The sequence below is a fragment of the Stenotrophomonas maltophilia complex sp. Om-AH-Sm3 genome, assembly GCF_059337855.1.
Window position 1 is genome coordinate 1 of the sequence record NZ_JBYBLQ010000031.1, and the last position, 10,154, is coordinate 10,154.

Here is a 10,154-nt window from a genome sequence, read left to right on the forward strand (position 1 = left end):
GGATGCTCTTCGATCAATTGTCGAAATACTCGAACTCGATGGAGATTCATCCACGCATGGCGTGGATCCATCAGATCGCTGAAATCTGTCAGAGGTGGGGTGGCATGGGCAGGCAGGACCGTTGGCGGCATGGATGCCGCCATCGAGCCCCCATGGATGGGTTTACGGCGTGTCCTGCCTGCCCATGCCGCCCCGCCATCCCTCGGAATGCCAGCTTTTGCTGTTGCCGTTGCCGTTGCCTTGGCTTGAAGCATCTGCAGGTGCAGGGCGCAGCCCTGCCGAAAAACACGCATAAAAAAACAGCAGGCCGAGGCCTGCTGTTTCGGTGTAATGGTGCGCCCGGAGAGATTCGAACTCCCGACCGCCTGGTTCGTAGCCAGGTACTCTATCCAACTGAGCTACGGGCGCCAATTACATAAACTTGTTGTGCCGACTGTGTATGGTGCGCCCGGAGAGATTCGAACTCCCGACCGCCTGGTTCGTAGCCAGGTACTCTATCCAACTGAGCTACGGGCGCGCGGTACACAATCAAATTTTAAAACATTTCCAGCGGCGGATGCTGAAAACCTGTCGAGTGGTGCGCCCGGAGAGATTCGAACTCCCGACCGCCTGGTTCGTAGCCAGGTACTCTATCCAACTGAGCTACGGGCGCCCTGCGACAGGAGCGGAATTATGCGGATGTCGGCGCACACCGTCAACAGTTTTGTGAAAATTTTCATCCAACTGAATGAAAAAGCTGTCCGCCACGGCATCCGGTGCCTTGAGCCAGGCGAAGTGATCGGCGCGCGTGCCCAGTTCCTGCGCGGACAGCACGCGCAGCTTCGCGTCCACATTCGGCAGCTTTGCCAGCAACGCCTGCATCGACCCGGTCGGGGCCAACCAGTCGTGTTCCATCAGCACGGCCTGGGCGCTGCCGTGCACGCGCGCCATCTGTGCGTCGAGGTCTTCACCCATGCCCGCGGCGGCGTAGTGGTTGTTCAGGCCGACGCGCGCCCAGTCGGCGATCAGTCCGCGTGCTTCGGTGCCACCGAATCCGAGACGACGGCCATGCAGCATGCCTTGGCGCTGCGCGATCCACGGCAGGAAGCGGTAGACCAGTGGCAGCAGCCAGCCGCGCGGTGGCGGGAATCCACGCCAGAACGGTGAGCCGCTGGCCGCCAACCACAAGTGATGGAAGTGCAGAGGGTTGCGGCCGGCGTGCACGCAGGCCAGCTGCCCGCCCAGGCTGTGGCCACCGATGATCCAGGGCAGGGGGCCTGCTTCCTCGTCGGCGGCCGCCATGACCGCTTGGCTGGCCGGCAGATCCTGCTCGAGTACCTCGCGATAGCCCCAGTCCTGCGCGCGCGACGGGCGTAGTGAGCTGCTGCCGTTGCCGCGCCACTCATGCAGGTAGACCGCCACGCCCTTCGCTGCCAGCGCCTGTGCCAGCGGCAGGTAGTGGCGCGCGGCCACACCCAGCGCTGGCAGCCACAACAAGCGGGCGATGGGCTGTGCGGGCATGCAGGCCATCACTTCGTAGCGATGCCCGTCGTTGCACTGCACTGGAAGGAGGGCCGGCGTCAGGTTCATGCGTGCGGTGCCGCGCCGAAGTGGTCGAGCACCAGTACCTCGCTGCGGCCGGGGGCATAGCCCTGCTGCAGGCCGCGCGCAACGTAGTCGATGCCGGCTTCGCAGGCGTTGGCCAGGCTCAGGCCGTTGCACAGCTGTGCAGCGATGGCCGAGGCCAGCGTGCAGCCAGTGCCGTGTGCATCCACCGGCAGGCGGGCGTGGATGAATTCTTCGCTGCTCACGCCGTTGAAGTAGCGGTCGATTACGCGGTTGCCTTCCTGCAGGTGTCCACCTTTCAGCAGCACCGCACCGGCACCCAGGTCGAGCAGGGCGGAGGCCACCTGTTCGGCGTCATCGCCGTTGCCGATCTTCTGTCCGGCCAGCAGCTCCGCTTCCGGCGTGTTCGGGGTGATCAGCGTGGCCAGCGGGATCAGCCGCTCACGCATTGCCTGCAGAGCGCTGTCTTCCAGCAGGCGCGCGCCGCTGGTGGCGACCATCACGGGGTCCAGCACTACGTGCGGCGGGCGATGGCGCTCCAACGCATCGGCGACGGCATTGATCACCTCGGTGTTGGCCAGCATGCCCAGCTTCACCGCATGGATGTCGAAGTCATCGAAGCAGGCATCCAGTTGTGCACGCAGGAAATCGATCGGCGGCACGTGCACGGCGATGACGCCACGGGTGTTCTGTGCGGTCAGTGCGGCGATCGCGGAGAGTCCGTGCACGCGATGTGCTGCAAAGGCCTTCAGGTCGGCCTGGATGCCTGCGCCACCGCCGGAGTCGGAGCCGGCGATGGTGAGGGCAGATACGGGAGTGGTCGGGCTCATCCAGCGATTGTGCCGTGGTCCGGCGGGGGAAGGTAGATCCACGCCATGCGTGGATGCCTTTGATCCGTCAGGCGGGGTCAGGTCCCTTTTCCGCAGGAAAAGGGATCTGACCCCCAGAGTGCGGCCCTCAATGCCGCCAGCGCGCCCACTGCTGGTACACCACATAACCCAGGCCGGTCAGGCCGGTGAGCAGGGCGGGAGCAAGCAGGGCGTCGTACTGCCAGCGCGTGAACAGCCAGGCGCCGATCACGCCGCCGGCGAGGAAGCCACTGATGATCAGGCCGCTGAGGGTCAGTCGTCGTACCTGCAACGGCAGCCCGCGCAGCAGGTGGCCCAGGCCGATGCCGAGATCGGTGAACATGCCGCTGAGGTGGGTGGTGCGCACCACCGCGCCGCTGAAGGTGGTAGCCATTGCATTCTGCAGGCCGCAGGCCATGGCAGCGGCCAGTGCACCCCAGATCTGGTGCTCTTCAAACAGCGGAATGGCCACCAGCAAAAGAGCCGATTCCAGCGCCAGTGCCACGCCGTAGCGCCGGCCCAGCTGCAGCGTGCTGTCCTGGATCAGCAGGCCGCTGAGCATCGCGCCCAGCGAGAACGCGATCAGCAGGCCCCACAGGTGGCCGACCGCGCGCCAGTCACCCTGGGCCAGTGCCATGCCGAGCTGGCTGGTACTGCCGGTCATGTGGCTGACCGCCTGGTGCTCGAAACCGAGGAAGCCGACCACGTTGACCATGCCGGCCACGCACGAGAGGGCGACCGCGCCGATCCAGACCCAGGTGGGCAGGCGTATTCCCATCGGCGAGGCCCCTCAGGGCCCGCCGAAGCCGCCGTTGAACTGCAGCTCGCTGAAGGTGTTGCTGGCCGGGTCGAACACGGCGCCCCAGAACTGTGCGCCGCCATCGCAGACGCGGATCGCTTCACGGGCCGGATTGACGCCGCTGTCGTCAGGCAGGTGGAAGGCGTTGATGTAGATCAGCCGCTTGCCGGCGCTTTCGATGCCGACGTACTGGCGGTCGAAGTCCAGCACCTTCGGGACCTGCGCTTCCAGCGACGACAGCCTCGCCTCCAGCTGGTCGACCTGCTGCCGGCTGGGCGCCCAGTAACCCGACACCCGCCCGGCCTCGCGGCCGGGGCTGGGGCGCGAGCAGGTGTCGAGCACCTGCGCGGCGATGATCGGGCGGGTGACCACCCAGGACTGGCCGGTGCGCTCGGCGGTGGGCACGCTGGCCGGGCCGCGCGTGGTCGTACAGGCACCGAGCACGGCGGCGAGGGTGATCGCAGCCGTGGGCAACAACAGGCGCGTGCAGCGGTTCACAACACATCCGAAGCGTAATCGGCCAGGCGCGAACGCTCGCCACGGCGCAGGGTGATGTGCGCACTATGCGGCCAGTTCTTGAAGCGGTCCACCGCGTAGGTCAGGCCCGAGGTGGTCTCGGTCAGGTACGGGGTGTCGATCTGCTCGACGTTGCCCAGGCACACGATCTTGGTGCCGGGGCCAGCGCGGGTGATCAGCGTCTTCATCTGCTTGGGGGTGAGGTTCTGCGCCTCGTCCAGGATCAGGTAGCGTGACAGGAAGGTGCGGCCGCGCATGAAGTTCATCGAGCGGATCTTGATGCGGCTGGCCAGCAGGTCGTTGGTGGCCTGGCGGCCCCAGGTGCCGCCTTCCTGGTTGTGCGTGAGCACTTCCAGGTTGTCGGTCAATGCGCCCATCCACGGCGTCATCTTCTCTTCCTCGGTACCGGGCAGGAAGCCGATGTCCTCGCCCACGCTGACCGTGGCGCGGGTCATGATGATCTCGCGGTAGCGCTGCTGGTCCATCGTCTGCGCCAGGCCGGCGGCCAGTGCCAGCAGGGTCTTGCCGGTGCCGGCGGTGCCCAGCAGCGTGACAAAGTCGATCTCCGGGTCCATCAGTGCGTTGAGGGCGAAGTTCTGCTCGCGGTTGCGTGCGCTGATGCCCCACACGGCGTGGCTGCCGTGGCGGAAATCATCGACCAGCGACAGCACCACCTTGCCATCGCCGACGACGCGGCTGACGCGCAGCTCGACTTCATCCTCGCCTGGCAGGTAGACGTACTGGTTCGGATACCACTCCTCGCCGTCCTGCGCCTGGATTTCGTAATGCGAGCGGCCCTTGTCGCTCCAGCTGCGCAGGTCATCGCCGTGGCGTTTCCAGAAGTCTTCCGGCAGCTCGGTAGCGCCGGTGTAGAGCAGGCTGAAATCGTCCAGCGCGCGATCGTTCTCGTAGTCCTCGGACACGATGCCGGCGATGGCGGCCTTGATCCGCAGATTGATGTCCTTGGAGACGAACACCACCGGCAGGTCGGGGGTTTCTTCCTTCAGGGCCAGGATCGCGCCGAGGATGGCATTGTCCGGAATGACCTTGCCAAAGCTCTTGCCTGCGTCGAAATGGCTGGTCTGGAAGCGCAGCTTGCCGGCGCTCTGCTTGCCGCGCAGCTGCAGGCCGTTGGGGCGCTGCAGCGGAATGCCGTCGGCCAGGTTGTCCAGGCCGGATTCCTGCACCAGCTCGTTGAGGAAGCGGCTCACCTGGCGGGCGTTGCGGCTCGCTTCGGAGGTGCCCTTCTTGCCGTTGTCCAGTTCCTCGATCACCTGCATGGGCAGGTAGATGTCGTGCTCCTCGAATTTGAACAGCGCGGTCGGATCGTGCATCAGCACGTTGGTATCCAGCACGTAGATGCGCTTGCCTCGGGTCATCGTCGATTCCTGGTTACGGACAGGGAAAAACCACCACGGCCTGCTGCGGGGCAGGGTGATGGCAGACACAGTAGGCAGTGGGACTCACTTGGACTGGGAGGCCTTCAGTTCGGCGAGAACGGCATCGGCATGGCCGGCAACCTTGACCTTGCGCCAGGACTGCACGATGCGGCTGTCGGGGGAAATCAGGAAGGTACTGCGTTCGATGCCACGTACCTGCTTGCCGTACATGTTCTTCATCCTGATCACGTCGAAGGCGCTGCACAGCGCTTCGTCGCCATCGCTGACCAGCGGGAAGTTGAAGCCCTGCTTGGCACAGAAGTTGTCGTGCGACTTCACCGAGTCGCGCGAGACGCCCAGCACGACGGCGCCGGCTTTCCTGAACTTCGGCAGCAGGGCGTTGAAGTCGATGCCTTCGGTGGTGCAGCCCGGGGTGCTGTCTTTGGGATAGAAGTACAGCACCAGCCATTGGCCGGCATAGTCGCCGAGGGTGGCCTGGTCGCCGCCGGACAGGGCCAGTGGCAGGGAGAGGGTGGTGCTGTCCAGGGTGTCGCCGTTGTTCATGAGGTCCTTCTGTCGAGCCTGGGTTCTTGCCATTACAGCTACATGAAACGCCACGCGCCCGTGAGAGACGCGCGAAGAATCAGAACTTCATCGGATCCATGATCGCGTCCAGGTTCAGGTGGTCGCAGAACTCGAGGAAATCGTCGCGCAGCGCGGCGATGTGCATGTTGGCCGGCACGCCGATGGTGACCTGTGCGCTGAACATCTCCGCACCGGTCTGCATGGCGCGGTAGCGCGTGCTCTGCAGGTTCTCGATGGTGATGCCCTGGCGGTCGAAGAAATCGGCCAGCTGGAACAGGATGCCCGGCTTGTCGGCGGCGATCACTTCGACGATGTACGGCAGCAGGTTGGACTGCGCCTGCTTGGCGGCGGTGCGGTACCAGACCAGCTTCAGGCCTTCCTCGCGCTCCAGCCGGGTCAGCATCGCCTCGAGCTTGGCCACCGAGTCCCAGGAGCCGGTGGCCAGGGCGGTAACCGAGACATCGCGGCCGACCGTGGCCAGGCGTGCATCCACCAGATTGCAGCCGCTGTCGGCGATGCGGCGGGTGACGGACAGCAGGGGGGACTCCGGATGCGTCGTATAGGCGTTGATCAGGAGGTGGTTTTCGCTCGGCGCGGGGCGCGGGGTGGTGTCGGTCAAGGCGATTCCGGGTAATGCATGCGTTAGTCTGAATGCCCGCCAGAGGCGGGGATCCACCGGTGTCCAGCATACTTGCCCGTGCTTTCGCGCCGCAAGTAACATTCAAGTCGCCCCCGGCCTTTCGTGGCGGGCGTTTTCCCTTCCCAGCCAAGAGCAGCACGTCCTTGTCCCTTTCCGGCCTCATCACCGCGCTGGCGACCCCGTTCCGGGCCGACGGCGCCCTCGATCCCGACGGTTGGCAGCGCCTGCTGCACCTGCAACTGGAAGGTGGCGTCCATGGCGTTGTCGTAGCCGGCTCTACCGGCGAAGCGGCAACGCTCACCGACGCCGAGTACGATCTGCTGCTGGCCAGCGCGGTCGAGCGCATCGGCGGCCGCATTCCGGTTCTGGCCGGTACCGGCCTTTCGGGCACTGCCAAGACCATCGAACAGACCCGTCGTGCCGCCGCCCTCGGCGCCAGCCACGCGCTGGTGGTCACGCCGCCGTACGTGCGCCCCACCCAGGCAGGCCTGATCGCGCACTACCGCGCGGTGGCCGACCAGGGCGGGCTGCCGGTCGTGCTGTACAACGTGCCCGGCCGTACCGGTTGCGACATGCAGCCTGAGACCGTGGCCGAGCTGGCCAGCCACCCCAACATCGTCGGCATCAAGGAGGCGGTGGGTGACACCGGCCGGGTGCAGGCGCTGCTCGCCCTGCGCGGCCCACAGTTCGCCGTGCTCAGCGGTGACGACGGTACGGCCGCGCGTTCGATCCAGGCCGGTATCGACGGCCTGATCTCAGTGGGCTCCAACGTGCTTCCCGGTGCCTACCGCCGGATGTGCGAGCTGGCCGCCGCACACGACCACGAAGCCACCGCGTCGTGGGATGCGCGCCTGCATCCCTTCCATGATTTCTGCGGCGTCGAACCGAACCCGATCCCGGTCAAGGCGCTGCTGCGCCGCATCGGCATCGGTCACGACCTGCGCCTGCCACTGCTGCCGTTGTCGGCAGCGCATCATCCGGCTGCCGACCATCTTGCCGGCGACATCGCCGCCCTCGAAGCCCTTTCCAGCCACTGACCTTCCGTCTTGGTCTGACCCAGGAGATTCACATGCGTCAATCCGTTTCCACCGTCCGCGTGCTGTCCTATGCCCTGCTTGCCGTGGCGGTCGCTGCCGGCACCACCGGCTGCTTCAAGCGCGGCGCCAAGGGCGACTACGCCCTGGCCCCGGAAATGCGTCCGCTGGAAGTGCCGCCGGACCTGAACCTGCCCAATGCCACCACCGACAACAAGGTGCCGACGTTGGCCTCGGCCACCAAGCCGGCGGCGCCGGTTGCTGCGGCTCCGGCAGCCGGCAGCACCGGTTTCACCATTGCCGGTGGCAAGGATGAAGCCTTCGCCAAGGTCGGTACCGCACTGGAAGGCGTGGAGGGCGTGACCATCGCCAGCCGCGCGCAGTTGCTGGGTTCGTACGACGTGGCCTACGAGGGCAGCAACTTCCTGGTCCGCGTAGTGGCCGTCGATGCCGGCGCCTACATCTCCGCGGTTGACCCGCGTGGCCTGCCGGCCACCGCCGAAGCGCCGGTGAAGCTGATCGCCGCGCTGAAGGCGAAGCTCGCCCAGTAAGGGCTGGTCGGATGGCTGCGGGCCTTGGTCCGCACCCGCTCTGGTAGCGGCCGACCTTGGTCGGCGCTTTTGTGCCAACCAAGGTTGGCACCTACCAGGTTGCGCGGTTGGCACCTGCCGGAGCGCACGGTTGGGGTCTGCCGAAGAACAGAAAAGGGCGCCCATGGGCGCCCTTTTCGTTACCGCCGTGGGCGCTTCTCAGCGCTCCAGCAGCTTCAGCTTGTCCGGCTTGCCATCCCATTCGCCGGCGTCGGCGGGCGGGTCCTTGCGCACGGTCAGCACCGGCCATTCCTTCGCCAGCTCGGCGTTGAGGGCAACGAAGCCTTCCTGTCCGGCAGGAACATCGTCCTCCGGGAAGATCGCATTGACCGGGCACTCCGGCTCGCAAAGGGTGCAGTCGATGCACTCATCCGGGTCGATCACCAGGAAGTTCGGGCCTTCGTGGAAGCAATCCACGGGGCACACTTCCACGCAATCGGTGTGTTTGCACTTGATGCAGTTTTCGGTGACGACAAAGGGCATGGGCTTGGGGGTGGATCGATTCCTGAACCTGCCAATTCTAGAACAGGTTGGCCCCCGGTGTCGGCGCGGGGCGGAGAACGGGCGTCTGGCAGGCGCGACCGTGGGAGTCATTGGCGGCACGGCGGGGGCTGTGCGACGCTGCGGGGCACTCGGTCGCCCACCGTGGCCGGACTCCCTTCCCAGCAGGATCGTCCATGTCCCAAACCCAGCCCAGCACCGCGCCCCATGGCGGTGAGAACACTGCATTCATCGTCCTGATCAGCTGCGTGGCCACCCTTGGTGGATTCCTGTTCGGTTTCGACAGTGGTGTCATCAATGGCACGGTCGATGGCCTCCGCCAGGCCTTCAACTCCAGTGAGGCGGCGCTCGGTTTCGAAGTCGCCTCGATGCTGCTGGGCTGCGCGATCGGCGCCTTCCTGGCCGGGTGGCTGGGTGATCGCCTGGGACGCCGCGGTGTCCTGATCGTGTCAGCGCTGATGTTCCTTGTCTCGGCGCTCGGTGCTGGCGCGGCCCACGCGTCCTGGCTGTTCATCGCCGCCCGCGTGCTGGGCGGTTTCGCGGTGGGCGCGGCCAGCGTGATGTCACCGGCCTACATCGCCGAAGTCGCCTCGGCGCGTTACCGCGGCCGGCTGGCCACGGTGCAGCAGATGGCGATCATCTGCGGCTTGTTTGCGGCCTTCCTCAGCAATTACCTGCTGGCGCGTGCCGCCGGCGCCTCGACCGAGCCCCTGTGGCTGGGCCATGAGGCCTGGCGCTGGATGTTCTGGATGCAGGTGCTGCCCTCGGGGCTGTTCCTCCTGTTGTTGCTGGTGATCCCGGAAAGCCCCCGTTTCCTGGTGTTGAAGGGGCGCCAGGGGCAGGCGAGGGCGGTGCTGGCGCGGCTGTACGGCGAGGCCGCGGCCACCGCCAAGCAGGCCGAGATCGAGGCGAGCCTGGCCCAGGACCAGCACAAGCCGCGCTTCGGCGACCTGCGCAACAAGGCCACCGGCAAGCTGCGCCCGATCCTCTGGGTGGGTATCGGCCTGGCCATGTTCCAGCAGCTGGTCGGCATCAACGTGGTGTTCTACTACGGCGCGGTGCTGTGGCAGGCGGTGGGTTTCTCGGAAAGCGACGCGCTGCTGATCAACGTGTTGTCCGGCGCGCTGAGCATCGGTGCCTGCCTGCTGACGGTACTGCTGATCGACCGCATCGGGCGCAGGCCGCTGCTGTGGATCGGTTCGGTCGGCATGTCGGTGGCGCTGGTGCTGATGGTGGTGGCGTTTGCCAGCGGCAGCCTCGTCGATGGGCGCCTGCAGCTGTCCGATGGCATGGGGCGGCTGGCGCTGGTGGCAGCCAACGTCTACGTGGTGTTCTTCAACATGTCCTGGGGCCCGGTGATGTGGGTGATGCTGGGCGAGATGTTCCCCAACCAGATCCGCGGCCCGGCGCTGGCGGTGGCGGGTGCGGCGCAATGGACCTCGAACTTCGCGATCACCGTGACGTTCCCGATGCTGCTGGCCGGCATCGGCCTGGCCGGCGCCTATGGCATCTACGCCGTCGCGGCGATCCTCTCGATCGTCTTCGTGGTCCGCTACGTGCGCGAGACCAAGGGCAAGGAGCTGGAGCAGATGGAAGGCTGACGGCCGGCCTGTGTTTCTGCGCCTCCTTTTTTCGTAGGGAGGCGGCAGGCCAGCCGATCCAGGACACGCCGTGAACCCATCCATGGGGGCTCGATGGCGCCATCCATGGCGCCAAC

General features: G+C 66.1%; 12 protein-coding genes and 3 tRNA genes. 3 read left to right on the forward strand and 12 right to left on the reverse strand.

What is annotated here, in order from left to right; all coding sequences use genetic code 11:
- From AC10QF_RS19925 to AC10QF_RS19975, 11 genes are all read right to left on the reverse strand, one after another.
- On the reverse strand, positions 1-254 hold a 254-nt coding region (locus tag AC10QF_RS19925), incomplete at its 3' end, for a hypothetical protein (protein WP_494542737.1).
- 77 nt (positions 255-331) lie between these two features.
- Positions 332-408 (reverse strand) — tRNA-Arg (locus tag AC10QF_RS19930).
- 32 nt (positions 409-440) lie between these two features.
- Positions 441-517: transfer RNA gene (locus tag AC10QF_RS19935), tRNA-Arg, on the reverse strand.
- Between the two features lie 58 nt (positions 518-575).
- Positions 576-652: transfer RNA gene (locus AC10QF_RS19940), tRNA-Arg, on the reverse strand.
- A complete protein-coding gene (locus AC10QF_RS19945) occupies positions 643-1,569 on the reverse strand; it encodes an alpha/beta hydrolase family protein (protein ID WP_494542738.1) in 927 nt (308 codons plus the stop codon). The genes AC10QF_RS19940 and AC10QF_RS19945 overlap by 10 nt, the downstream gene beginning before the upstream one ends.
- A complete protein-coding gene (thiD, locus tag AC10QF_RS19950; protein WP_069137894.1) occupies positions 1,566-2,375 on the reverse strand; it encodes a bifunctional hydroxymethylpyrimidine kinase/phosphomethylpyrimidine kinase in 810 nt (269 codons plus the stop codon). Before thiD ends, AC10QF_RS19945 begins: the two co-directional genes overlap by 4 nt.
- A 127-nt stretch (positions 2,376-2,502) precedes the next feature.
- Positions 2,503-3,171: a YoaK family protein gene (locus AC10QF_RS19955; protein WP_111201580.1), complete on the reverse strand. Its 669-nt coding sequence runs from the start codon at positions 3,169-3,171 to the stop codon at positions 2,503-2,505.
- A 12-nt stretch (positions 3,172-3,183) separates the two neighbouring features.
- A complete protein-coding gene (locus AC10QF_RS19960) occupies positions 3,184-3,690 on the reverse strand; it encodes a hypothetical protein (protein ID WP_111178439.1) in 507 nt (168 codons plus the stop codon).
- Complete coding sequence (locus AC10QF_RS19965) at positions 3,687-5,087, reverse strand: PhoH family protein (RefSeq protein WP_494542739.1); 1,401 nt, start codon at positions 5,085-5,087, stop codon at positions 3,687-3,689. Before AC10QF_RS19965 ends, AC10QF_RS19960 begins: the two co-directional genes overlap by 4 nt.
- Positions 5,088-5,171: 84 nt before the next feature.
- Positions 5,172-5,651: a peroxiredoxin gene (locus AC10QF_RS19970; RefSeq protein WP_049411307.1), complete on the reverse strand. Its 480-nt coding sequence runs from the start codon at positions 5,649-5,651 to the stop codon at positions 5,172-5,174.
- A 79-nt stretch (positions 5,652-5,730) separates the two neighbouring features.
- Positions 5,731-6,291: a glycine cleavage system transcriptional repressor gene (locus AC10QF_RS19975; RefSeq protein WP_005409051.1), complete on the reverse strand. Its 561-nt coding sequence runs from the start codon at positions 6,289-6,291 to the stop codon at positions 5,731-5,733.
- A gap of 164 nt (positions 6,292-6,455) precedes the next feature.
- Between AC10QF_RS19975 and dapA the strand changes: the two genes are divergently transcribed.
- Both dapA and AC10QF_RS19985 read left to right on the forward strand, forming a co-directional pair.
- Positions 6,456-7,349 (forward strand): 4-hydroxy-tetrahydrodipicolinate synthase, encoded by an 894-nt coding sequence (gene dapA, locus AC10QF_RS19980; protein ID WP_111178445.1) that lies wholly within the window; start codon positions 6,456-6,458, stop codon positions 7,347-7,349.
- A gap of 32 nt (positions 7,350-7,381) precedes the next feature.
- Positions 7,382-7,897, forward strand: coding sequence for a hypothetical protein (locus AC10QF_RS19985; RefSeq protein ID WP_005416115.1), 516 nt, complete (start codon positions 7,382-7,384; stop codon positions 7,895-7,897).
- Positions 7,898-8,095: 198 nt separating this feature from the next.
- On the opposite strand, the gene fdxA is transcribed toward AC10QF_RS19985, so the two are convergent.
- Positions 8,096-8,419, reverse strand: a complete 324-nt coding sequence (gene fdxA, locus AC10QF_RS19990) for a ferredoxin FdxA (RefSeq protein WP_005409054.1) — start codon at positions 8,417-8,419, stop codon at positions 8,096-8,098.
- Between the two features lie 194 nt (positions 8,420-8,613).
- On the opposite strand from fdxA, the gene AC10QF_RS19995 reads away from it, so the two are divergent.
- Positions 8,614-10,038 carry a sugar porter family MFS transporter gene (locus AC10QF_RS19995; RefSeq protein WP_188248742.1) on the forward strand — a complete coding sequence of 475 codons (1,425 nt, stop codon included), beginning with the start codon at positions 8,614-8,616 and terminating at the stop codon, positions 10,036-10,038.
- The last annotated feature ends 116 nt before the right edge of the window (positions 10,039-10,154 follow it).

Coding starts and splice junctions, on each gene's coding strand:
- AC10QF_RS19945 (WP_494542738.1), bottom strand. CDS start 1,569: ATGAACCTGACGCCGGCCCTCCTTCCAGTGCAGTGCAACGACGGGCAT.
- thiD (WP_069137894.1), bottom strand. CDS start 2,375: ATGAGCCCGACCACTCCCGTATCTGCCCTCACCATCGCCGGCTCCGAC.
- AC10QF_RS19955 (WP_111201580.1), bottom strand. CDS start 3,171: ATGGGAATACGCCTGCCCACCTGGGTCTGGATCGGCGCGGTCGCCCTC.
- AC10QF_RS19965 (WP_494542739.1), bottom strand. CDS start 5,087: ATGACCCGAGGCAAGCGCATCTACGTGCTGGATACCAACGTGCTGATG.
- AC10QF_RS19970 (WP_049411307.1), bottom strand. CDS start 5,651: ATGAACAACGGCGACACCCTGGACAGCACCACCCTCTCCCTGCCACTG.
- AC10QF_RS19985 (WP_005416115.1), top strand. CDS start 7,382: ATGCGTCAATCCGTTTCCACCGTCCGCGTGCTGTCCTATGCCCTGCTT.
- fdxA (WP_005409054.1), bottom strand. CDS start 8,419: ATGCCCTTTGTCGTCACCGAAAACTGCATCAAGTGCAAACACACCGAT.
- AC10QF_RS19995 (WP_188248742.1), top strand. CDS start 8,614: ATGTCCCAAACCCAGCCCAGCACCGCGCCCCATGGCGGTGAGAACACT.